Here is a 21,991-nt window from a genome sequence, read left to right as displayed (position 1 = left end):
AACATGACCAGATTTACACTGACCCTTGCCGCAGCCGCCACGGCGCTGACCCTTGCCACACAGGCCTTTGCGGGGGATCAATATATTGATGAAACGGGCTTTGCCGCGTCGGGTTACGATGTGGTCGCCTATTTCGATCTGCCCCAGTCCGATCCGGGCCAGCCACAGCCGGCAGCCGTGCCCGGCAAGGCGGCCATCACCGCGGAGTATAACGGCGCGACCTTCGCATTCTCCTCGGAAGAAAACCGCGAAGCCTTTCTGGCCGACCCGGCGAAATATGCGCCGCAATATGACGGACATTGCGCCTATGGGGTCGCCAAGGGCGGCAAGGTGCCGGGCAATCCGAACCTCTGGCGCATTGTTGATGGAAAGCTCTACCTGAACATCACCAAGAACGTGGTGAGTTTCTGGGAGGAAGACATTCCCGGCAACATCAAACTGGCTGAGAGCAACTGGGTCTCCATCGAGCCCAAGGAGCGGTCGACCAGCACGATACCGAAGTTCACCTCTTCGGCACCGGTCAACTGAAACCTCGCGCCGAACCTTCCCGAACCCCGTCGCACATGTTGCGGCGGGGTTTCGTGCTGGGGGCGGTTGCGGTCGTGGCTGCCGGCGTATGCGTGGCGCGCTGGTACAACATCGGGGCCGAGATCGGTGAGGATGCGCTGAGCGCGCCGGAGGCTTTGGCGCGGGCGCAGCTGGGCGAGATCCTGTTGGTGGATATCCGACGGCCGGATGAATGGCAGGCCACGGGCATTCCGCTGGGCGCGGTCCCGCTTGATCTGCGGCGCGATGACTTTGTCGAGGCGCTTCTGGCGGAGGCTGGCGGCGACAGGGCGCGGCCCGTTGCATTGATCTGCGCCCGTGGGGTCCGCTCCGCGCGGCTTGGCAAACGTCTGTCCCAGGCCGGATTCACCGCGATTCTGGATGTGCCCGAAGGCATGCTGGGGTCCGGCGCGGGGCCGGGGTGGCTGGCGCGCGGATTGCCGGTCATGCAATGACCGCGCGCCGGAGGGCAGGGCGCGCGGCTATTCCGCCGCGACCTTCTCGATTGCCAGCAGCCGGGACTTGATCTGTGTCCGCGCGCGCCGCGCCTGCGCAACGATGGCCGGTTCGCGCAGGGTATTGGGGCTGTCCATCCGAAAGCCCCGGCGCGTCACACCTGCGAGGTTCACGCTCGACAGGGCAGAGAGGGGCACTGCCATGACAAGGCTGAAGACAATCGGCACCAGCCAGAGCGAGATCAGCCCCGCCACAAGCCCGGACAGCAACAGCAGGCCCAGCAGTGTTTCCAGCCAGTGAAAGCCGATCAGCGTGCGCAGCGGATAGCCTTTTGCTCCGCGCTGCTGCGGGGCCCATGGTTCACTGCGGGTCAATGCGGCATTCAGAACCGCCTTGGTCTGCTGGATCATCAGGATCGGGGCATAGGCCACCGAAAGGGCCACCTCTACCAGGAAGGACCCCAGAAAGGCACCCTTGCCGCCAAAAACCGCAACGGCCCTGGGGGTAAAGGCGATGATGCCCGCGCCCGCTACCTTGGGGGTCAGAAGCATCGCGTACATGATCACCAGAAAGACCGCGCTGTCGATATGGCTCATTGCCGGGGGCCAGTCGGGGAAGAACGGGTTCGCCTGATTGAAATAGCGCACCACATTGGTGTCCGCGTCCTTGCCCAGCAGGGACCAGATCACCAGCAGGACAAACCATGCCGGTGACAGCAGATAGGCGACCGCCCCGTGAAACAGGTGGAACCGAGACACCGGGTGCAGCCCCGCCGTGCCCAGCAGGCGCAGGTGCTGCAGGTTGCCCCGGCACCAGCGCCGGTCACGCACCACATAGTCGATCAGCGTGCCGGGGGTTTCCTCGAAACTGCCGGTGACGCGGGGCAGGAAACGCACCCGCCAGCCCGCGCGGCGCAGCAGGCCCGCCTCGACAAAATCATGGCTGAGGATCAGGTCGTTGCGTCCGCCCGACGTGAGGTAGGGCAGCCCGGCGCTTTCGGCAAAGGCACGGGTGCGGATGATCGCGTTATGACCCCAGTAATTGCCTTCGTTGCGTGCCCAAAGGGCCAGCCCCTCGGCCAGCAGCCAGCCATAGGCGATGTTGGAGAATTGCTGGATGCGGGCGAACAATGTATTGGCGCCGATCAGCATCGGGAAGGTCTGGATCAGCCCCGCGTCGGGGTCCGCGGAAAGTTCGCTGGCAAGCCTGTCGATGGCCCGGCCGGTCATCAGGCTGTCGGCATCCAGCACCACCATGCCTTCATAGGCGGCGCCCCAGCCGGTGATCCAGTCAACCAGGTTGCCGACTTTCTTGTCCGTATTCGTGGCGCGGCGGCGGTAATATACATTCATGCCCGCGGGCGCTTCGGCCCGCAGCTGGGCAAAGGCGCGCTCTTCCTGCGCGACAATCGCCTCGTCCCGCGTGTCGGACAGGATGAAAAGCGTGTAGCGGTGTGGCCCGGCGCGGCGGTGCAGATCGGCCAGCATGGCGGTGGCGTTGCCAAAAACGTCCCATGGCACCTCGTTGTACACGGGCACCAGAAGGGCCACGTCGAGGGAACGCACCGCATCCGGCGCACGTTCGTCGGCGCGTTGCCGCGCGAGCAATCCGGCAATCGCAACACCCACGGTGCTGACCGAGAGCGTCACCCAGACAAAGGTCGCCCCGATCATGCTGAGCAGGGCCCATTCGAGCCAGGTCATCCCGGCTCCGGCCAACCAGCCGTAAAGCCCGTACATCAGCAGGCCGGTCCCGATCAGTGCCGGGCCGAACACCGCCAGGCGCCAGCCGAGCGAACGGGGCTGGACCGTCGTCGCGCGGCGGACCGGCGGGCGTGAAAAATCCTGTATCTGCATGGCAAGCGGTGCCCGGCTTGGCATGGTGTCGTCAGTCGGCGGATGTTCAATCATGTTCTAGTCCAACGGTATAACCAGACTTCGCTTAACGGTTCCCCCGCGAGGCGCAGTTGCGCGCGGAATTCCGCGAAGGCTGCATCTTCGGGTTGAAACGTGAACGCCAGACGCGGGCCGTTGGTTTCGGGGTTGCGTTGCAGGATCCCCGGTGTGAGCGGAACTTCGCCCCCGCGAATGACAACTTCGATCTCCGACAGGTCTTCGGGCACTTCGGGACCGGGGGCAAAGTCGATCACCACGACCTGACCGCCCTCCATCCTGCCGCCGATGGCGGTGTTCAGGACCTTGACCGGCACATCCGCGGTGACCGCCACGGGGTCGGCCCCCCAGTGCATGGTATAGCTCATCTTGTGTTCCGCCCCGGCGGGCAGCGGGGTGGCGGGCCGCCAGTAGCTGACGATATTGTCGTAGATCTCAAGATCGGCCGGGATCTCGACCAGGGTCACGGCGCCCTTGCCCCAGTCTTCACCGGGTGTGATCCAGACGGCGGGGCGGTTGTGATAAAGCGCCTCCAGATCGTTGAAGTCCGAGAACTGCCGCTTGCGTTGCAACAGGCCAAAGCCGCGCGGGTTGTTGTCCACGAAGCTGCTGATCTGCAGGTTCAGCGGGTTGGATAGCGGGCGCCAGATGACCTCGCCGATGCCGTTGTGCATCAGCAGGCCGTCGCTGTCGTGCACCGCCGGACGGAAATCCGAGAACCTTTGCCGCATGGTGTCGTCGAACAGGAACATCGAGGTCAGCGGCGCAATGCCCAGGTGGGTCAGCTCTTCGCGGGCGAAAAGGGTTGCGCGGACCTTCATCTGAAGAACGGGACCATGGGTGATCTCGAACCGGTAGGCACCGGTGCAGGAGGGGCTGTCCAGCAGGGCATGCAGCACCAGGCTGTTGCTGTCGGCCGCGGGACGTTCCAGCCAGAAGGCGGTGAAATCGGGAAATTCCTCGCCTGCCGGATCGCCGGTTTTCAGCGCAAGGCCCCGTGCCGACAGGCCATAGGTTTCGCCCGTTCCGATGCCCCGGAAATAGCTGGCCCCCTGGAACACGGCGTATTCCTGAAAGATGCCCTGCTTTTCCAGCTCTGCCCGCAGGCGCAGGCCGGAATAGCCCAGGGTGTCATCCACGGGAAGATCGGGGAACTGGTCGGTCGTGTCAAAGACCCCCATGTCAAAGGCGATGGGCCTTGCCTCTCCCTCTGCCACGACATGCATCGCCACGGCCTGCGGGAAATAGAGACCGGGCGGGAACACATCGACCCGCTGTGGCACGTCGGTGCCTTCCCACAGGGCGTTGCGCCCGTCGAACCAGATCTGCCGGTACTGATCATAGGTCAGCTTGCGCCAGGCCTCGGGAATCATCGGGCGCGGGGCATAGGGCTTGCTGGCCAGAATGCGCGCGCGGTTGGTGACCGTATCGGGGCCAAAGGGTGCAGCTGTCTCTTTCAGGGCAAGCCTGTTGTCCTCGGCCCAGGCTGTGGCGGGCAGGGCGGCCAGGGCGGCAATTGCTTTCAGTACGTCGCGGCGGATCATGATGTGGCCCTCTTCTGACGCCAGGGTTGGGATTTGAACCAGCCTGCCCCATAGGCCACGGCGACCAGCAGGGCGCAGCCGACCAGGTTCACGGCCAGGGTGATGAAGACACCGCGCCCGATCACATCCATGACAAAGCCCAGGACGCGCGCGGTGAACATGCTGAAGACAAACACGGCAAGGCTTTGCTGGCCGACCTTGAGGATCACGGTCAACAGACCCTCGCGCAGGCGTGCCGCAGTACCCGTGCCGCGTGCCAGAAGGTTCTTGCCCTGGTCCCCCGCCAGCACCCAGCAGATATAGGCAAGGCTGAGAAAGTGAACGTAGCGCAGGATGGCAAAATCCGTCTTGTCAAAGAGGGCCGCATTGGCCTTGCGCCAGTCGGCGGCCCATCCCAGTTCAAGCTCCCTCACGCCGATGTTGGACAACGGGATGTTGGCGATCACGATAAAGGCCGCCAGGCCAAACAGAAGCGGCGTGACCGGGGGTTTGGGCAGCCAGCCCCGCATGAAGGCAAAACCGGTGAAGAAGATCAGCTGCCAGCCGAAGGGGTTGAAGAACCAGCCCCGGTCCGACCATGGCTCTGCCGGGAATTCAAGGTGCCAGGCTCCCAGCCCCAGGGCCTGCAGCAGGGCGTCCTGTGCCAGCAGCCAGATGCCGATGACAAAGGCCGCGACCAGACGTTTGTCGACCTGTGCCAGCGCCATGACCAGCGGCATCAGAAGCAGCACGATCATGTACATCGGCAGGACGTCGAAATAGTTCGGGACGTAGCGCAGCGTCATGAAGGACAGCAGGATGTTCGAGTTCTCCCACTTGTCGCTTTCCACGAAGACCGGCCAGAGGTTCAGTTGGCCCCAGTAGTTCTGTCCGGTGATATCGAGGTCGGTCAGGTAGACAGTCATCGCCAGGGTGGCAAAGAACAGCCCGACATGTGCCCAGTAGACCTGCCAGACCCGGAACAGCACGCGGGCCGTGCCCAGAAACCAGCCGACGCGGGCAAAGGCCCCGCCAAAGGCGATGGCAGAGGCCATGCCCGAACAGAACACGAAAATCTCGGTCGCATCCGAAAAGCCCCAGCGCGCCGGGATCCAGAGAGACAGCAGGTTGCCGGGCGTATGCGCGAACAGGATGATGAACATCGCAAGGCCGCGGAAGAAATCCAGCCGCAGGTCACGGACGCGGGCAGGTGCCTGCGCTCCCAGGGCGGTGACAGGGCGAGAAGGCACGTGGGTGGTGTCGGCGATTGTCATTTAGTTGAGGGTTCTCGAAGCTATTGAGCGGGAATTCGTCGCATGCGTGACAGTTGGTCAAACCGGCTTTCGGCAAAGCGGTCCGCATGACCGTCACGCAATGCCAGCCGGTCCAGAAGGATCTGTTCTGTCGCGTGGAAATGGCCCGCGCGCAGGCCTGCGTCAATGGTCATTCGTTCAAAAACATCACGTTGCGCGTGACTTCCGCCGATGCTCTGCATTTTCGGCCGGGCGGCGCTCAGGTTTTCAAACGCATGGCCATAACGGCCTTCGGCAAAGGCGGTGAGACCGGCCAGCGCGCAGAGGCCAGGATCGGCGACCCGCGCGGCCATATCACCGCTCTGGCGGGCATCGCGGGCAAAGCGGTCGGCCATCTCCTGCGCCGCGCGGCCCTTGCCGGCACCGGCCAGCGCAAGCTGATAATGCAGGTCGGCAAAGACGATGCAGCCGTCGTCGATGCGATTCTGGGCCAGGGCGCCCAGCTCGTCCCAGCGGTGTCCGACATCGACCCCGTCCAGCTCAAGCCGCATCAGCAGCGAGGTGGCATTGGCGATGTCGCGGTAGTCGTCCGTCTTGTCGGCACGAATCTGGCTATCATAAAGCGCCAGCGCCACATCCAGCTCTCCCCGGTGCAGATGCAGCAGCGCCTTGTGCCACCAGACGTGATAGCGAAAGTTGTTGCTGCCTTCCCAGGCGCTGCGGAAATCCTCGATCAGGGCGATCCCGGCATCCGCCTCGTTGCGCATGTCGTGGACATGGGCGATGGCGTGCAGACCCCAGGCATCGTCGGGGGCCAGGACCAACCCTTCGCGGCCCGCCCGTTCCGCCGCCGCGTATTCGCCTGTTTCCTCAAGCGTGAAGGCATGACAGCCCAGCAGGTAGCCGCGCAGCGGGTGGTCGGCGGCATGGGCGGGCAGCACCCGTTCCACCGATCTGCGCATGCCTGACGCATCCCCAAGGATAAAGCGGATGCCATGGCTTGCCTTGGCGCTCAGCGTGTCCTGTGGCCAGTGATCAAGGATACCTTCAAGGGCCGCGATGGCGCCCGTGGGGCTGTCGGCCAGCCAGTGATCCAGCGCGTCGAGCCAGCCCTTTTCGCGGGGGCTGATCTGCGTGTTCCGGGCAGCCTCATGGGCAGCCGTGCGGGCATCCTCGGCCACTTGCCACAGTTCGGCCCGGCCCATCATCAACGAGAACAGGCCACGGGCAGCATGTCCCATGGCAAAATCGGGTGCGGCGGCGAGGGTGTCGCCAAGGTGTTGCGGCGTCTCGGGCTTGTGCGCCAGAAACGCGCGGATCATCGCATTCCAGCTTCGCAGCGCAGCCGGGCGTGTCAGTGCGACGGGCGCATTGCAGATATCGTTCGTCATCAAGATGGCCTTCCGGGCAGCTTTCGGGTGCCGGTACCATACTGTCAAAGAGGCAGCCCGGGACCGCACATGGCTGTGTCACACGCCAACGTGAAGGGCCTATCCGGTTTCGTGAGCGATTGTGACAAAACCCGCCGAAACCTGCTCCGGGCTGAGCGGTTTCCTGCGCAAAATCGGTAGGTTGCAAGGCGATGTGCCTATTTTTGCAACGAATCGATGCCCAGTTCAGCAATCGCCCGTGGCATGGCGGAAACGAAATGGTGCGCATTTCGTTTCCGCCATACTAGATACGGCCATCATAGGCTCCCCTGTCGATCAGCGCAGCGATGACGGTGAATTTATCCGCGCGCAAAGCCTCTGTCAGCGCCGCTTCCAATCCTGCGCGGTCACGCACCGTGACCCCGACGCCGCCAAAGGCAACGCCCATCGCGGCAAAGTTGTGCTGCGCAAAATCGACGCCAAAGTTCGCCAGTTGCCGCTCACGCTGCTTCTTTTCGATCAGCGCCAGCGAGGCATCGACAAAGACCACGAAGATCGGCGCAATATCGAGCTCTGCGGCGGTGGCCAGCTCGCCAACCGCCATCAGGAAGCCGGCATCCCCTGAGAAGGAGACAACAGGCCGGTCGGGCGCGGCCAGCTTTGCCCCGATGGCCAGCGGCAGGGCACAGCCCATGGTGCAAAGCGCGGAAGATTGCATCAGGTCGCGGGGTGCATAACATTCCCACATCTGGCTCAGCAGGATGCGGTGTGCGCCGCTGTCTGCGCTGGCAATCGTGTTGCGCGGCAGGATTTTCCGGCAGCTGTCGATGATCGCGGCAGGGCCCCAGTCCTCGTCCCGGCGAAAGGCCGATGCCAGTGCGGTCCTGAGCTGGTAGATCTCTCCCTCCGGCCAGGTTTCATCCGTGTCCAGCCCCTCGGAGAGGGCGGCAAGTGTCGGCGCGCAATCGGTGACGAAATTCAGCGTCCCCTGATGCATGTAATGGTGGTTTGGCATGGCGCTGATGTCGATGACGTGCTTTTGCCGGGGGTCCCAGACATTGCGCCAGCCGGGGCGCATCTCGATCGGGTCATAGCCGACGCAAAGCACCAGGTCGGCGGCCTGCACAAAGGGCAGAATATGCTGATCCGCAAGGGGGGACAGGCCCGCGCCGCCCAGCGACAGCGCATGATCCTCGGGCAGGATCCCCTTGGCCTTGTAGGTGGTGATGACCGGCACATGGTGGTCTTCGGCGAATTGCTGAACGGCGCTCTGCGCCCCTTCGTTCAAGGCATCGACACCGACGATCATCACCGGGCGGCGCGCCTGCGCCAGCCAGTCCCTTGCGGTGGCCAGGTCAGCCCCATGGGGCGCGCGGGCAGTGGCAGGCGCGCGCGGGGCAGGGGGCTCGGCCGGCACCTGGGCCTCTGCCACGGAAATCGGGACGTCGATATGAACGGGGCCATGACGCCCTTCGGTGGCGATGGCGACAGCCTTGTCCGCGATCAGATGCGCGGCCCCGGCGTTCAGGGTGAACTGGGCCTTGGTCAGCGGTTTGAAAACCGCAGCCTGATCCAGCACCTGGTGGGTATAGCTTTGTGCCTCATCCGCATCCATGCAGCCCGAGAGCACGATCAGCGGCACCTGATCCTGCAGGGCATTGGCCACCGTGTTGACGCCGTTCAGCGTGCCGGGCCCGATGGTGCCGACCAGGATCGCCGGGGCAAGGTCGCGGTGGTGGACCCCCTCGGCCATGAAACCGGCGGCGTTCTCGTGCTTGGCCAGAATGAACCGGATCCCGGCCTTTTCCAGCGCATCAATAAGGGTCAGCACCTCGCCCCCCGGCATGCCAAAGGCGGTACGGCACCCTGCGGCATAAAGGCGGCGGGCAAGCGCATCGGCGGCGCGGATCGTATCGGGCATGGCGGCGCCTTTCCAGCAGGGTGACAGGATTATCAACCACGCGGCGCGGCAGGGCGCAACTCACGTGCGCGTTGGCTTTGTTGCAGGGCAGACCAGGGCGACCGCGTTTCGGGACAAACCTGAAACATCGCAGATCACTTTGCGCGTTCGAACGAGGGGAGCGGCTGCAAACAACTGGACCAGGTATGTCCAGAAACGCTTCGGCAAGGGGCTCTCTCGCCCCGCGTGCCGGGTTAATCAAATAAAAACATTTATTAACAATGTATTGGGTTCCCCGCGGGGAACCCATCAGCTTCTCATTGCTGATGTCTGAATGCCTGACGGCACCTGGCGAAGTTTTTGCAGGAAATCCGGCTCAGCGGCGGCGGTCGCGCCGTGCCGACATCGGCTGAAAGGCCACCCCGACATGGGCTTCGCAATAGGGCTTGCCCTGTTTGACGGGCAGCCCGCAGAACCAGAAATCTTCGGTCGCCGGGTCGCCGACGGGCCATTTGCAGGTCCGCTCAGTCAGGTCCATCAGGCCGATCTTCTTGGCCTTCTTCTCGACCTCGTTGACCTTTGCCAGCGCTTCCGGGCTGATCTCGTTGGCCGAGGGCTGTGGGGGCAGCGGCTGGCCTGCGGGAATGATCTGCTTGCGGGCGGGCAGGTTCGACCGGGGCGGTGCTGCCGCTTCGGTCTTCATCTCGGGCTTTTCGGGCTTCGGCGGCGCCTTGGGTTTGGCTTCCGGCTTCGGCTTGGTTTCCGGTTTGGCCGCTGCGGCCCCGGATGTGGCGCGGTTCGACAGGCCCAGACGATGCACCTTGCCGATCACGGCATTGCGCGTCACGCCGCCAAGTTCCTTGGCGATCTGGCTCGCGGACTGGCCTTCGCCCCACATCTTTTTCAGCGTCTCAACACGCTCATCGGTCCAGGACATCGCAGGTTTCCCCAGTTAAAAAGCGGCCCTTTTTGAGTGGCCGCTTTGTCAAAGTCAGGCCCCTATTCTAATCACTCCACTGCCGGGTGCAAGGGACGATGCGTCACACCGCGGTTGTGGGCCGCGGCGGCTCCGGTTTCAGCCGCGCCTCGCGCAGGGCCAGAAGGACGGCACCGGCGATGATGATGGCAGCGCCCAGAAGCGAAACCGCATCCGGGATGACCCCGAAAAACGCGATGTCATAGAGGGTGGCAAAGATCAGCGTGGCATAGCTGAAGGGCGCGACAAAGCTGGCGTCGGCGCGCGCCATGGCATTGACGAAACAGGTCTGCGCCAGCGCCATGCAACCGCCGATGCCCGCCAGCACGGCCCATTGCGCCGTGGTCGGTGGCTGCCACACCGGCAGAACCGCCAGCGTCGCGATGCCCAGGCCGATGAAGTTGTTGACCAGCAGGATCTGGAACGGGTTTTCGCGCCGGGCCAGTTTCTTGATAAAGATCAGCTCCATCCCCATGACCATGGCCGCCCCCAATGCCAGCAGCGCGGCGGGCTGAAAACTGTCAGGCGTGGGCCGCAGCAGCACGGCCGCACCGGCCATGGCCATTGCCGCAGCGGACCAGCGGATGCGCCCGACCTTCTCGCCCAGCAGCGGGATCGCCAGCATCATCGCGAATACCGGGTTGAGAAAGGAGATCGCCGTGGCATCCGCCAGCGGGATGAAGGCGACAGAGGCAAACATCAGCGTGATCCCGCCCCAGCCACAGGCGGTCCGGGCGATGTGCAGGCCCCAGTGGGGCCGCTCCAGGGCGGGGCGCAGGATCAGCGTGGCACTGCCGATCACCACAAAGGCAAAGAGGAAACGGCCATGGCTGATCTGCAGCGCGGGGAGGGGGGCGCCGAAGGTGTCACCGCCCAGGGCCTTGGCCATCAGGGTCGTCGCCGCAATGAAGGCCGTTGCCACCCCGATCAAGCCGGCGGCAAGTGCGTTGTTCTGGACCCTGGCCTGATACATGCGGCCGGTATGGCCGCAACAATGTGCAGAGACAAGGCGTCATTTTCGGGCTAGGCAAAAGGCGAAATGCGGCGTAATGAATGCGCCATGATCACGATGCGACATATCCCGTCCCGACGACGCCGCGGCTGAAACAGCCCAGCGTGACCTGCCGACCGCAGGTCTGATCCATGGTGCATTGCACCTCCCCAAATCTCTTGACCCAGCACGCCGCCCATGCCCATTTGGGCTTTTCGCGGCCCTATCCAAGGAAACTTCAGATGATCTCTTCTGTCCTGCCGACCTATAACCGTGCGCCCCTCAGCTTTGTGAAGGGCGAAGGCACCTGGCTGATCGAGGCGGACGGACGACGTTTTCTGGACCTTGGCGCAGGCATCGCCGTGAACGCGCTGGGCCACGCACACCCGGCGCTGACCAAGGCGCTGACGGATCAGGCCGGCGCCCTCTGGCACACCTCGAACCTCTACCAGATTCCGCAACAGCAGGCGCTGGCGGACAAGCTGGTCGAACATAGCTTTGCCGATACCGTCTTTTTCACCAACTCGGGCACAGAGGCCTGCGAACTGGCGGTGAAGATGGCGCGCAAGTATTTCTACGACAAGGGTCAGCCCGAGCGGGTCGAGATCATCACCTTCGACGGCGCGTTCCATGGCCGGTCCTCTGCCGGGATTGCCGCCGCCGGGTCAGAGAAGATGACCAAGGGGTTCGGCCCCCTGCTGCCCGGTTTTGTCCATCTTGCCTTTGGCGACCACGAGGCGTTGAACGCCGCGATCACCGACACGACCTGCGCCGTGCTGGTCGAGCCGGTGCAGGGCGAAGGCGGCATTCGCCCGCTACCCGATGCCTGTCTCAAGGGGCTGCGTGACCTCTGCGACGAAAAGGGCATCCTGATGATCCTGGACGAGGTGCAATGCGGCGTGGGGCGCACCGGCAAGCTTTTTGCCCATGAATGGGCGGGCGTGACCCCCGACATCATGATGGTGGCCAAGGGCATCGGTGGCGGCTTCCCCCTGGGCGCCGTGCTGGCGACCGAGGAGGCGGCCAGCGGCATGACGGCAGGGACCCATGGCTCCACCTATGGCGGCAACCCGCTGGGCTGTGCCGTGGGCTGCGCGGTGATGGACATCGTTGCCGACCCGGATTTTCTGGCAGAGGTGAACCGCAAGGCGGGGCTGCTGCGGCAAAAGCTGGAGGGGCTGGTGGCCAGCCACCCGGATGTGCTGGAAGAGGTCCGCGGATCGGGCCTGATGCTGGGTCTGAAATGCAAGATCGCCCCCGCCGATCTGGTGACCGCCGGTTACGGTGTCGAGGTGATAACCGTGCCCGCTGCCGATAACGTGGTACGCCTGCTGCCGCCGCTGAACATCACCGACGAGGAGATCGCCGAAGCGGTCAGCCGCCTTGATCGGGCCGCTGGCGCGCTTGCCGGGTCCTGATTTCTTTTTGGCCCATAAATATCCCTGCGACTCCGCCCGCCACGGGCGTGCGGTCGCCAAGTAAGAGACTGACATGACACACTTTCTCGACATCAACACAACCGATTCCGCCGATTTGCGGCAGATCATCGACAATGCCGCCGCGATGAAACAATCGCGCAACGGGCGGCCCAAGGGCGCGCCGGACGACACATTGCCGCTCAAGGACCACATGGTCGCCCTGATCTTTGAAAAACCCTCCACCCGGACCCGCGTGTCCTTTGACGTTGGGGTCCGCCAGATGGGCGGACAGACCATGGTGCTCTCGGGGGCCGACATGCAGCTGGGCCATGGCGAAACCATCGCGGACACCGCCCGCGTGCTGTCGCGCTATGTGGATCTGATCATGATCCGTACCTTCGAGGAACAGACCCTGCTGGACATGGCCGAATACGCCAGCGTGCCGGTGATCAACGGGCTGACCAACCGCAGCCATCCCTGTCAGATCATGGCCGATATCATGACCTTCGAGGAACACAACGGCCCGATCAAGGGCAAGCGCGTTGTCTGGTCGGGCGATGGCAACAATGTCTTTGCCAGCTTCGCCCATGCGGCCAAGCAGTTCGACTTTGATCTGGTCTTTACCGGCCCGCCACCGCTTGACCCGGAACCGGCGCTTGCCGGGCTCTACACGGTGGAGCGCGATCCCAACAAGGCGGTCGAGGGCGCGGACCTTGTGGTGACGGACACCTGGGTCAGCATGCATGACCCCCAGTCGGCCCGCGAGCGCCGCCACAACCAGTTGCGCGGCTATCAGGTGAACGAGGCGCTGATGGCGCGGGCCAAGGAGGATGCCCTGTTCATGCATTGCCTGCCCGCCCACCGCGAGGATGAAGCGACCAGCGCCGTCATGGACGGGCCGCATTCGGTGATCTTCGACGAGGCCGAGAACCGCCTGCACGCGCAAAAGGCCATCATGCGCCACTGTCTGGGCCGATAGGACCGCAATGCGCGCAGACCCCAATATCGTCATAGCCGGCGCGGGTGCCATCGGCTGTTTCGTAGGTGGGGTGCTGGCGGCGGCGGGGGCACAGGTGACCTTGCTGCTCCGGCCAAGGGTCGCGGCGGAGATACATACCCACGGGCTGACCCTGACGGATTTCGACGGCATGGCGCAAAAGGTCAGCGGCGACAGGATGACCCTGTCGGAAGATCCTGCCTGCCTCGCCGATGCCGATCTGATCCTTGTGACGGTCAAATCGGGCAGCACCGCGCAGATCGCGCGGCTGATCGACCGGCATGCGCCCGCGAAATGCCCGGTGGTGAGCCTTCAGAACGGGGTGACCAATGTCCTGACGCTGCAGCGCCTCCTGCCAGGCCGCGACCTGCGCGGCGGGATGGTGCCCTTCAACGTGGTGCCGATGGGGCAGGGCGGCTATCACCGTGCGACCAGCGGCGATATCGTCATCGGGGCCGGGCCGGACGATCTGGGGGCCTTGCTCAGCGTGCCTTACCTGCGGGTCAGGGAAAGCCGCGATATCGACGCGGTGCAATGGGGCAAGTTCCTGATCAACCTCAACAATGCGCTGAATGCGCTCAGTGGCCTGCCGCTGAAGGCACAATTGCACGACAGGGGCTGGCGGCGGCTGATGGCCGACCAATGGGCCGAGGCGCTGGCGGTGCTGCGCGGCAAGGGGATTTCGCCTGCCTCGACAACGCCGGTTTCCGTCGGTGCCGTCCCCTGGATCTTTCGGTTGCCCACGCCGCTTTTTACGCGGGTGGCCGCACAGATGCTGACGATTGACGATCAGGCCCGCGCCTCCATGTCCTATGACCTGATGGCACATCGCCCGACAGAGATCGACGCGCTGCAGGGCGAGCTTATCCGCATGGGCGCGGAACTGGGGCGCAGGACACCGGTTGCACGATTGGTGGCCGAACTGATCGAGACGGCTGAAATCGCAGGTCAGGGCCTGCCCAACCTGCCCGCCGCCGCATTGCGGGCCGAGTTGAAACGCACCGCTGCGCGGCCCCTGGATCAGCAGGCCTGATCCCGGGCGGCAGTCAGTTCGTCACGACGTTCAAAACCAGGAAAATCAGCGCCGAGATCGTTGCCGCCGCCGGTACGGTGATCACCCAGGCCGCGACGATGGTCATGAAATGCGACCGGCGCACCAGCTTGCGGCGGCGGCGTTCCTCTGGCGCGATCCTTTTGACAGTGCCGACGGTGACATCCGGTCTGCGCAACCGCCGCTCCATATGCCATTCGCGGTAGAACCCGACACCGAAGACCCCGCCGACAGCGATATGTGTCGAACTGACCGGCAGACCCAGCCAGGAGGCGATGATCACCGTGATGGCGGCAGAGAGCGCCACGCAATAGGCGCGCATCGGGTTCAGTTTGGTGATCTGGCTGCCGACCATGCGGATCAGTTTGGGCCCGAACAGGAACAACCCGAAAGAGATGCCGAAAGCGCCGATCACCATGACCCAATGCGGGATGCTGACCTTGGCTTCGAAACCGCCGAATTCACTGGCATGCACGATGGCCGCCAAAGGCCCGACCGCATTGGCCACGTCATTGGCCCCATGGGCAAAGCTGAGCAGCGCCGCCGAAAAGACCAGCGGCAGGCCAAAGAGCAGTTTGACGGATTTGTTGCGGTTCTCCATCCCTTCCGACTTGCGCCGGATCCGCGGCGCGGAAATGGCATAGGTGGCCAGACCCACCAGCACGCCTATGATCAGCGCAGTGGACATGCCGATGGTGACGACCTTGTTCAAGCCTTTGAGCGCGAGATAGGTGGCAAAGACGCCGGCCATGAGCCCGACCAGCACCGGCACCCAGGTCCGCGAGGCGGCGATCTTGTCCTCCTGGTAGAGGATGCGCGCCTTGATGAAGGCCAGGAAGCCTGCCGCCACGACGCCCCCCAGCACCGGCGAGATGACCCAGCTTGCCGCGATCATGCCCATGGAGGGCCAGTTCACCACAGACATCCCTGCCGCCGCGATACCGGCCCCCATGACCCCGCCCACAACCGAATGGGTGGTCGAGACGGGCGCCCCGACCCAGGTGGCCAGATTGACCCAGAGGGCAGAGGAAATAAGCGCCGCCATCATCGCCCAGATGAAAATCCGCGTGTCCGCGATGGAAGCAGGGTCGATGATGCCTTTGGAAATGGTGGAGACCACGTCGCCCCCCGCCAGCAGGGCACCCGCGCTTTCGCACAGGGCCGCGATCAGGATGGCCCCGCCCATGGTCAGGGCATTCGCCCCGACCGCCGGACCCATGTTGTTGGCAACGTCATTTGCCCCGATGTTGACCGCCATGTAGGCGCCAAAGACGGCGGCGGCGATCACCACGAAGTTTTGTGGGGTCTGACCGAAGAATATGGAGGCCATCACGCCGGCCAGCACCATGAAGGCCAGCGCGATCCCGGTGGCGACCAGGGGCCGCGACACATAGGCCGTGGCCTGTTCGACCTGCGAAATCCGATTAAGGTCGGTATCCAGCGTCTTCCATTGGCTGCCCTTCGGTCGGCTGCTCATACCTGTTGTCTCCCCCGGTGACATGTCTATGGGTTCCACCGGTTGGCACAGCGGGCCTTCGCGCGCAAGTGTGCTGTGGGATCACGGGGGGTCGTCAGGCGCTTCAGAGGGCGCGCAGCATGTCCTGCAGGTCAGGTTCCTCGACCAGCTCGGCGGCCCGTTCGGGGGTGAACCAGGCACGCTTGCGCACATCCGCCTCCGGATAATCCTCGCCCAGCTCCTTGACCCGCGTCAGATAGACCTGCGCCTCGACCGGGATGGTCAGACCTTCGGTCATGCCCTTGGCATAATAGTAAAATCCCACCGGATCGCTTTCGATCTCGGCCTTGCGCACGCCGGCCTCTTCCCAGGCTTCCTGCAGGGCGGCACCGGGGCCGTCCAGCCCGTCGATCGGCCAGCCCTTGGGCACGATCCAGCGGCCCGTGTCGCGGCTGGTGATCAGCAGCACGCGCTTGCCCTCCGCTGTGTCGCGATAGCACAGGGCCGCGACCTGCAAACGCTTGGGGCGTTTCAGAATAGGAAGGACCATCTCGGTCCAGGCGAGGCGAAAGGCGTGTATCATCTGGTTTGCCTGTTAATTTCTTATTAATATCATCGTCTTGTATCTGCCTGTGGATAACTTATTCCCCGCCGAAAGGCAAATCCAATCTGTTGGCTTGCACCTTGCGGGTCCAGCGACCACTCTGCGGACAAGCAATTGAGGGAGCAATCATGACCGCCACTGCAGATATAGGTGTTTTCGGTTTGGGGACAATGGGTTCCGCTCTGGCATTGAATTTGGCAGAGAGCGGATTCACCGTTGCGGTGTCCAACCGGGAGGCGGAATGGATCGACCCGTTCCTGGTGGAAGCGGGGCCGCTGGCCGACCGCCTGGTCGGCACCCCGGCACTGGCCGGTTTCGTCGCGGCGCTCGCCACCCCCCGGTCGATCCTGTTCATGATCCCGTCGGGCGCGCCGATGGATGCGATGATTGCCGAGATCGCACCCCTGCTGGACCCGGGCGATACCATTATCGACGGCGGAAATGCCGATTTCAACGACACCCGCAGACGCGCGGCAGAGCTGACGGACAAGGGGCTGCATTTCGTCGGCATGGGCGTGTCGGGCGGCGAGGAGGGCGCGCGCCACGGCCCTTCGATGATGGTGGGCGGCACCGGTCATTCCTGGACCCAGTTGCAACCGATGCTGGAGGCAATTGCCGCGAGATTCGAGGGCGAGCCCTGCGTTGCGCATCTGGGTCCCGACGGGGCGGGCCATTTCGTCAAGACCGTTCACAACGGCATCGAATATGCCGATATGCAAATGATTGCAGAGGTTTACGGGTTGTTGCGCGACGGTGCCGGACAAACGGCGCAGAGCATCGGCAGGCTCTTTGAGGGCTGGCGCGAGGGGCCGCTGAAATCCTACCTGATGGATGTATCCGCGACCGTGCTGTCCTCTACCGACAGGGAGACGGGGCAGCCGATGGTCGATGTGATCCGCGATCAGGCGGGGCAAAAGGGCACCGGCCGCTGGACCCTGATCGAGGCCCTGAGGATGGGGCAATCGGCCAGCACCATCGAGGCGGCGGTGGGCGCGCGCGGCTGGTCCTCGGAAAAGGACATGCGCGCGGCGGCGGAGCCGATGCTGGCAGCGGGCGCGCTGGACGCGCAGATGCCCCCTGAGAGGGACCTGGAGCTGGCGCTGCTGGCGGGGCGCATCCTGTCGCATGCGCAGGGGTTCCGCATCCTGTCGGCGGCTTCCGGGGAATTCGGCTGGCAGCTGGATCTGGCCCGGATTTCAGAGATCTGGCGGGCCGGCTGCATCATCCGCTCCGCCTTGCTGGATGACCTTGCGTCAGCCTTCCGCGGGGAGCTGCCCCATGGCCATCTGATCCTGGCCCCCGCGATCCGCACCCAGTTGCAGGAGGCAATCCCGGCACTGCGGCGGGTGCTGGTGGCGGCGGTCTCCATGGGCGTGGCGCTGCCTGCGCTCTCTGCGGGGCTGGCGTGGTATGACACCATGCGCCGGGCGCGGGGGACCGCAAACCTGATACAGGCGCAGCGGGATTTCTTTGGACATCACGGGTTCGGGCGGCTGGACATGGCCGGAAACCACCATGGTACATGGGATGAGCCGAGCTGAACAACCCCGCGCAAGATGACGATTTTTTTGAAAAAATCGGCCCAGACTTTTTGAAAAGTCTGGCACCGCCTCAGGCGAAGGGATCGTCCGGATAGCCGACATGCGCGAGGTAGAGCCCCTGAGGTGGGCAGACCGGACCGCAGGCCGCCCGGTCGCGGGCATCAAGCGCCTTTTGCATGTCCTGCGGCTGCCATGATCCGGTGCCGACCCGCTCCAGCGAGCCGACAAAGCTGCGGACCTGATTGTGCAGGAACGACCGTGCGCGCACATCGAAATGGTATTCCACGCCGCCGGGTGCCTCAACCTGTGCTATGGTCAGGTGATCCAACGTCTTGACCGGGCTGTCCGCCTGACAGACGGTTGAACGAAAGGTGGTAAAGTCGTGCTTTCCAAGCAGAATCCCCGCCGCCTCCCGCATGGCCTCAAGGTCCAGCCGGTGTTTGATCTGCCAGACCAGACCGGCGCTGTGCACGGCAGGTGCGCGGCGCGACAGGATGCGGAAAAGATACCGCCGTTCCAGCGCTGAAAAGCGCGCGTGAAAATCATCCGGCACGGCCTTGCAATCAAGGATCGCGACGGGCTGCGGCTTGAGGTGATAGTTCAGCGCTTCCGACAGGCGAAACGGGTCCCAGTCATCCGCCATGTCGCAATGGGCCACCTGCGCCAGCGCATGCACGCCCGCATCGGTGCGTCCGGCGGCGACAATGTTGTGGGTGCGCGGTTCCAGCCGGGCCAGGGCAGCTTCGATCGCACCCTGAACCGAGGACAGGTTCGTCTGCCTTTGCCAGCCAACGAAGGGCGCGCCGTGGTATTCGATTTTCAGGGCATATCGGGGCATGGCCGCGCTTTAGCGGGGCGGTGGCCATCTGGCAATCCCTGCGTCGCGACCCTATGTTACACCCAGCAACGAAGGGACGGGCAAGGCATTGGTCATCGGGCGGATCGCGGACGGCATCTGGCGTCAGGTCGAAAATGTGCAGGACGCGGTGTCGGAGACGTTCATGGAACCCGTGATCCGGCTGGGCGTGACCGGGCTGGCGCGGTCCGGCAAGACGGTCTTTATCACCTCGCTGGTGGCGAACCTGCTGGACCGTGGCCGCATGCCCGGTCTGGTTGCCGCGCGGGAGGGGCGGATTCAGGCGGCGTTCCTGCAGCCCCAGCCCGACGACACCGTGCCGCGTTTCGAATATGAATCCCATCTGGCCACGCTGACCGGCCCTGCGCCCCATTGGCCCGACAGCACCCGCGCGATTTCCGAATTGCGCCTGTCGCTCAAGGTGCGGCCCACCGGTTTGCTGGCGGGTTTGCAGGGGCCGCGCACCATCCATCTGGATATTGTCGATTACCCCGGCGAATGGCTGCTGGATCTGGGGCTGATGGAGCGCAGTTTCGAAGATTGGTCGCGCGAGACCCTGGAACGGATCGCGGCGCGGCCCTCGGCTGCCGAATTCATGGCGCGCGCGCGCAACGTCGACCCCGAGGGCAAACATGACGAGCCGCTGGCGCAGGAGCTTGCCCGGCTTTTTGGCGAATATCTGGTTCAGGCCCGCGCGGCGGGGTTTTCTGACTGCACGCCGGGGCGGTTTCTGCTGCCTGGCGATCTTGCGGGCAGCCCCGTGCTTACCTTTGCCCCGATTCCGGTTGAGGGGTCGTCTTCGCGCGGTTCGCTTCACCGCGAGATGGCGCGCCGGTTCGAGGCTTACAAATCCCGCGTGGTGCGGCCGTTTTTCCGGGATCATTTTGCGCGCATCGACCGGCAGATCGTGCTGGTGGATGCGCTGGGTGCGATCCATCAGGGGCCACAGGCGGTGGAGGACCTGCGCGGCGCCATGGGCGAGACGCTGGGCGCCTTCAGGCCCGGCCGCAACCGGTTCCTGAGCAGCCTGCTGGGTGGCAAGCGGGTGGAGAAGATCCTCTTTGCCGCCACCAAGGCCGATCATCTGCATCACAGCCAGCATCCCAAACTGACCGCGATCATGGAGGCGCTGACCCGCGAGGCGCGGGACCGGGCGCAATATGCAGGTGCGGGGACCGCCGCCATGGCCATCGCCTCGCTGCGGGCCACGACCGAAGACATGATGAAACATCAGGGCGAAGATCTGGGCGTGGTGCGCGGCACCCTGCTGGAGACCGGCAAGGAGGCGGCATTCTATCCCGGTGACCTGCCTTCGGATCCCGCACATCTGCTGACGCCGGCGCGCAGCGGGGCAGAAAGCTGGCTGGATCAGGACTACCAGATCATGCGGTTTGCACCGGCCCCGCTGGCGTTGCGTCCCGGCGACGGGCCGCCGCATATCCGGCTGGACCGGGCGGCGGAATTCCTGTTCGGGGACCGGCTGTGATCCGGCTGCGGGCGGCACGGCCCGTCGATGCGGGGGCGGTGGGGATGATCCTGTCCGAATTCGTGGACACGACCCCCTGGATGCCGCGCATCCACAGCCGGGCGCAGGATCTGGCCCATGCGGCGGATATGATCGACCTTGGCTGGGTGACCCTGGCCGTAGGGGTGGATGAGGTTCTGGGCTTTGCCGCGCGCGACGCTGCCCAACTGCATGCGCTATATGTCGCGCGGGTGGCACGGGGACAGGGCATTGGCAGCGATCTGCTGCGGCAGGCACAGGCCGCGGCACCAGCGCTGACGCTCTGGACCTTTCAGGCCAATACCGGCGCGCAGCGGTTCTACCTGCGGCATGGGTTCCGTGAAGCGTTGCGGACACAGGGCGAGGCCAATGACGAGGGCCTGCCCGATATTCGCTATGAATGGCAACAGGAGGCAAGGTGATGGCCAGGGGCCCGGTTCTGTTTGAACTCGACGAAGACGCGGCGCTGCGCCCGCAGGTGGCCGAAGCGCCGCCGGTGCCGGATCTGTCGGACCCGGCGCCAAAGGGGCAGGCGATGCAGATCGCTGCCCAGCTTGCCGCGCGGCGCCCCTCGTTGTTGGTGCGGCTGTTCTGGTGGCTTGCAACGGCGCTTGTGGGGGCTGCGGTCTCGATCGCGGCGTGGAGTTTCATCACCGGGTTGATGGCGCAATATCCGCTGCTGGGCTGGGCGATGACGGTGCTGGTCGCGGCCTTCCTTTTGGTCCTGTCGCTGCTTTGCCTGCGCGAGATGGCTGCCTTTGGCCGTCTGGCCCGGCTCGACGGGCTGCGCCATGATGCGGCAGAGGCGCTGGCGCAGGCTGATCTGGGGGCCGCGCGGGCCGTCACAGACCGGATGGTCGCGCTCTACAAGGGCCGCGAGGACACCCGCTGGGGCCGGGACAGGCTGGCGGAACTGCGGAGGGACCAGCTGGATGCTCAGGGTCTGCTGGCACTGACCGAGGCCGAACTGCTTGGCCCGCTCGACCTTGCCGCCAGCCGCGAGGTCGAGGCGGCGGCGCGGCAGGTGGCGACGGTGACGGCGCTGGTGCCGCTGGCGCTGGCCGATGTGGCCGCGGCGCTGACATCGAACCTGCGGATGATCCGCCGGATTGCGGAGATCTACGGCGGCCGCTCGGGTTTTTTCGGCTCATGGCGGCTGACCCGTGCGGTGCTGTCGCATCTTGTGGCGACGGGTGCGGTGGCCGTGGGCGACGACATGCTGGAACCGATCCTGGGCGGATCGCTGCTGGGCAAGCTCAGCCGGCGCTTTGGCGAAGGCCTGGTGAACGGGGCGCTGACCGCGCGCGTCGGTGTGGCAGCGATGGAGGTGTGCCGCCCCTTGCCCTTTACCCCGTCGAAACGCCCCAGGGTGCGGAGCATCATCAAACGTGCCCTTGGCGGGCTGTTCGGCAAGCAAGGCTGATCTGCCCGGTTTATTCGTGGTTGTATGAGGTCGCGCGAAGATTGCTTTTACCTCATCGCGGACCCGGAACGGGACAACGGACCTCCGCGCGGATTGCGGTGAATGGCAGTATGGTGCCCAGTATGACGTGAGGCGCAAGCCGGGCCAGAGATACCTGACGTTTGGGTCAGAATTGCAGGATGCGGCCCGTTGATGCGATTCAGAAAATCGGATGTACCGGGTCAAAGCTGCGCG

General features: G+C 64.6%; 19 protein-coding genes. 9 read left to right on the top strand and 10 right to left on the bottom strand.

Translation table 11 applies throughout. From position 1 onward, the window contains the following. The first annotated feature begins 3 nt into the window (after window positions 1–3). A complete protein-coding gene (locus ACWNZ3_RS14635; protein ID WP_496900398.1) occupies window positions 4–528 on the top strand; it encodes a YHS domain-containing (seleno)protein in 525 nt (174 codons plus the stop codon). 74 nt (window positions 529–602) lie between these two features. After that, window positions 603–1,001: a rhodanese-like domain-containing protein gene (locus ACWNZ3_RS14630; protein ID WP_496900396.1), complete on the top strand. Its 399-nt coding sequence runs from the start codon at window positions 603–605 to the stop codon at window positions 999–1,001. A 27-nt stretch (window positions 1,002–1,028) separates the two neighbouring features. Here the strand turns inward: ACWNZ3_RS14630 and mdoH are convergent, their stop codons facing one another. The 7 genes from mdoH to ACWNZ3_RS14595 form a co-directional block, all read right to left on the bottom strand. After that, window positions 1,029–2,912 carry a glucans biosynthesis glucosyltransferase MdoH gene (gene mdoH, locus ACWNZ3_RS14625; protein ID WP_240313054.1) on the bottom strand — a complete coding sequence of 628 codons (1,884 nt, stop codon included), beginning with the start codon at window positions 2,910–2,912 and terminating at the stop codon, window positions 1,029–1,031. Next, entirely contained in the window at window positions 2,909–4,438 is a 1,530-nt protein-coding gene (locus ACWNZ3_RS14620) for a glucan biosynthesis protein G (RefSeq protein WP_496900395.1), read from the bottom strand. Before ACWNZ3_RS14620 ends, mdoH begins: the two co-directional genes overlap by 4 nt. Beyond that, window positions 4,435–5,691: an OpgC family protein gene (locus tag ACWNZ3_RS14615; protein ID WP_496900394.1), complete on the bottom strand. Its 1,257-nt coding sequence runs from the start codon at window positions 5,689–5,691 to the stop codon at window positions 4,435–4,437. Before ACWNZ3_RS14615 ends, ACWNZ3_RS14620 begins: the two co-directional genes overlap by 4 nt. A 20-nt stretch (window positions 5,692–5,711) precedes the next feature. After that, the gene (locus tag ACWNZ3_RS14610) at window positions 5,712–7,061 is read right to left on the bottom strand and encodes a tetratricopeptide repeat protein (protein ID WP_496900393.1); all 1,350 of its coding nucleotides are present in this window, start codon (window positions 7,059–7,061) and stop codon (window positions 5,712–5,714) included. 283 nt (window positions 7,062–7,344) lie between these two features. Continuing rightward, window positions 7,345–8,961 carry a thiamine pyrophosphate-binding protein gene (locus tag ACWNZ3_RS14605; protein WP_496900392.1) on the bottom strand — a complete coding sequence of 539 codons (1,617 nt, stop codon included), beginning with the start codon at window positions 8,959–8,961 and terminating at the stop codon, window positions 7,345–7,347. A 355-nt stretch (window positions 8,962–9,316) separates the two neighbouring features. Next, window positions 9,317–9,877 (bottom strand): GcrA family cell cycle regulator, encoded by a 561-nt coding sequence (locus ACWNZ3_RS14600; RefSeq protein ID WP_269361350.1) that lies wholly within the window; start codon window positions 9,875–9,877, stop codon window positions 9,317–9,319. Between the two features lie 103 nt (window positions 9,878–9,980). After that, complete coding sequence (locus ACWNZ3_RS14595; protein ID WP_269361349.1) at window positions 9,981–10,889, bottom strand: DMT family transporter; 909 nt, start codon at window positions 10,887–10,889, stop codon at window positions 9,981–9,983. Window positions 10,890–11,149: 260 nt separating this feature from the next. Here ACWNZ3_RS14595 and ACWNZ3_RS14590 point away from each other — a divergent pair, with 260 nt between their 5' ends. From ACWNZ3_RS14590 to ACWNZ3_RS14580, 3 genes are all read left to right on the top strand, one after another. Beyond that, entirely contained in the window at window positions 11,150–12,325 is a 1,176-nt protein-coding gene (locus ACWNZ3_RS14590; RefSeq protein WP_496900391.1) for an aspartate aminotransferase family protein, read from the top strand. Between the two features lie 73 nt (window positions 12,326–12,398). Further along, complete coding sequence (gene argF / locus ACWNZ3_RS14585; RefSeq protein ID WP_269361346.1) at window positions 12,399–13,304, top strand: ornithine carbamoyltransferase; 906 nt, start codon at window positions 12,399–12,401, stop codon at window positions 13,302–13,304. 7 nt (window positions 13,305–13,311) lie between these two features. Beyond that, window positions 13,312–14,355 carry a 2-dehydropantoate 2-reductase gene (locus ACWNZ3_RS14580; RefSeq protein WP_496900390.1) on the top strand — a complete coding sequence of 348 codons (1,044 nt, stop codon included), beginning with the start codon at window positions 13,312–13,314 and terminating at the stop codon, window positions 14,353–14,355. 13 nt (window positions 14,356–14,368) lie between these two features. On the opposite strand, the gene ACWNZ3_RS14575 is transcribed toward ACWNZ3_RS14580, so the two are convergent. Then, window positions 14,369–15,850 (bottom strand): inorganic phosphate transporter, encoded by a 1,482-nt coding sequence (locus ACWNZ3_RS14575; protein ID WP_269361343.1) that lies wholly within the window; start codon window positions 15,848–15,850, stop codon window positions 14,369–14,371. A gap of 103 nt (window positions 15,851–15,953) precedes the next feature. Beyond that, on the bottom strand, window positions 15,954–16,412 hold the full coding sequence (locus ACWNZ3_RS14570; protein WP_269361341.1) for an NUDIX hydrolase: 459 nt from the start codon (window positions 16,410–16,412) through the stop codon (window positions 15,954–15,956). Between the two features lie 149 nt (window positions 16,413–16,561). Here ACWNZ3_RS14570 and gnd point away from each other — a divergent pair, with 149 nt between their 5' ends. Beyond that, window positions 16,562–17,974 (top strand): NADP-dependent phosphogluconate dehydrogenase, encoded by a 1,413-nt coding sequence (gnd, locus tag ACWNZ3_RS14565; protein WP_496900389.1) that lies wholly within the window; start codon window positions 16,562–16,564, stop codon window positions 17,972–17,974. 70 nt (window positions 17,975–18,044) lie between these two features. Here the strand turns inward: gnd and truA are convergent, their stop codons facing one another. Next, window positions 18,045–18,812 carry a tRNA pseudouridine(38-40) synthase TruA gene (gene truA, locus ACWNZ3_RS14560; RefSeq protein ID WP_269361337.1) on the bottom strand — a complete coding sequence of 256 codons (768 nt, stop codon included), beginning with the start codon at window positions 18,810–18,812 and terminating at the stop codon, window positions 18,045–18,047. An 88-nt stretch (window positions 18,813–18,900) separates the two neighbouring features. Here truA and ACWNZ3_RS14555 point away from each other — a divergent pair, with 88 nt between their 5' ends. From ACWNZ3_RS14555 to ACWNZ3_RS14545, 3 genes are read left to right on the top strand one after another with little or no spacing between them, the layout of a single operon-like run. Further along, window positions 18,901–20,316, top strand: a complete 1,416-nt coding sequence (locus tag ACWNZ3_RS14555; RefSeq protein ID WP_496900388.1) for a YcjX family GTP-binding protein — start codon at window positions 18,901–18,903, stop codon at window positions 20,314–20,316. Beyond that, on the top strand, window positions 20,313–20,756 hold the full coding sequence (locus ACWNZ3_RS14550; protein WP_496900387.1) for a GNAT family N-acetyltransferase: 444 nt from the start codon (window positions 20,313–20,315) through the stop codon (window positions 20,754–20,756). The genes ACWNZ3_RS14555 and ACWNZ3_RS14550 overlap by 4 nt, the downstream gene beginning before the upstream one ends. Further along, window positions 20,756–21,757 carry a YcjF family protein gene (locus ACWNZ3_RS14545; RefSeq protein ID WP_496900386.1) on the top strand — a complete coding sequence of 334 codons (1,002 nt, stop codon included), beginning with the start codon at window positions 20,756–20,758 and terminating at the stop codon, window positions 21,755–21,757. Before ACWNZ3_RS14550 ends, ACWNZ3_RS14545 begins: the two co-directional genes overlap by 1 nt. Window positions 21,758–21,991 lie beyond the last annotated feature (234 nt).

Source organism: Sulfitobacter sp. IGS-18 (assembly GCF_059628195.1).
Note: the sequence above shows the minus strand (reverse complement) of the source record. Positions and strands in the feature narration are given on the sequence as shown.

What these genes read in the sequence shown, in the direction of transcription:
- ACWNZ3_RS14635 (WP_496900398.1), top strand. Translation starts at nt 4, where the DNA reads ATGACCAGATTTACACTGACCCTTGCCGCAGCCGCCACGGCGCTGACC.
- mdoH (WP_240313054.1), bottom strand. Translation starts at nt 2,912, where the DNA reads ATGATTGAACATCCGCCGACTGACGACACCATGCCAAGCCGGGCACCG.
- ACWNZ3_RS14620 (WP_496900395.1), bottom strand. Translation starts at nt 4,438, where the DNA reads ATGATCCGCCGCGACGTACTGAAAGCAATTGCCGCCCTGGCCGCCCTG.
- ACWNZ3_RS14615 (WP_496900394.1), bottom strand. Translation starts at nt 5,691, where the DNA reads ATGACAATCGCCGACACCACCCACGTGCCTTCTCGCCCTGTCACCGCC.
- ACWNZ3_RS14610 (WP_496900393.1), bottom strand. Translation starts at nt 7,061, where the DNA reads ATGACGAACGATATCTGCAATGCGCCCGTCGCACTGACACGCCCGGCT.
- ACWNZ3_RS14605 (WP_496900392.1), bottom strand. Translation starts at nt 8,961, where the DNA reads ATGCCCGATACGATCCGCGCCGCCGATGCGCTTGCCCGCCGCCTTTAT.
- ACWNZ3_RS14600 (WP_269361350.1), bottom strand. Translation starts at nt 9,877, where the DNA reads ATGTCCTGGACCGATGAGCGTGTTGAGACGCTGAAAAAGATGTGGGGC.
- ACWNZ3_RS14595 (WP_269361349.1), bottom strand. Translation starts at nt 10,889, where the DNA reads ATGTATCAGGCCAGGGTCCAGAACAACGCACTTGCCGCCGGCTTGATC.
- ACWNZ3_RS14590 (WP_496900391.1), top strand. Translation starts at nt 11,150, where the DNA reads ATGATCTCTTCTGTCCTGCCGACCTATAACCGTGCGCCCCTCAGCTTT.
- argF (WP_269361346.1), top strand. Translation starts at nt 12,399, where the DNA reads ATGACACACTTTCTCGACATCAACACAACCGATTCCGCCGATTTGCGG.
- ACWNZ3_RS14580 (WP_496900390.1), top strand. Translation starts at nt 13,312, where the DNA reads ATGCGCGCAGACCCCAATATCGTCATAGCCGGCGCGGGTGCCATCGGC.
- ACWNZ3_RS14575 (WP_269361343.1), bottom strand. Translation starts at nt 15,850, where the DNA reads ATGAGCAGCCGACCGAAGGGCAGCCAATGGAAGACGCTGGATACCGAC.
- ACWNZ3_RS14570 (WP_269361341.1), bottom strand. Translation starts at nt 16,412, where the DNA reads ATGATACACGCCTTTCGCCTCGCCTGGACCGAGATGGTCCTTCCTATT.
- gnd (WP_496900389.1), top strand. Translation starts at nt 16,562, where the DNA reads ATGACCGCCACTGCAGATATAGGTGTTTTCGGTTTGGGGACAATGGGT.
- truA (WP_269361337.1), bottom strand. Translation starts at nt 18,812, where the DNA reads ATGCCCCGATATGCCCTGAAAATCGAATACCACGGCGCGCCCTTCGTT.
- ACWNZ3_RS14545 (WP_496900386.1), top strand. Translation starts at nt 20,756, where the DNA reads ATGGCCAGGGGCCCGGTTCTGTTTGAACTCGACGAAGACGCGGCGCTG.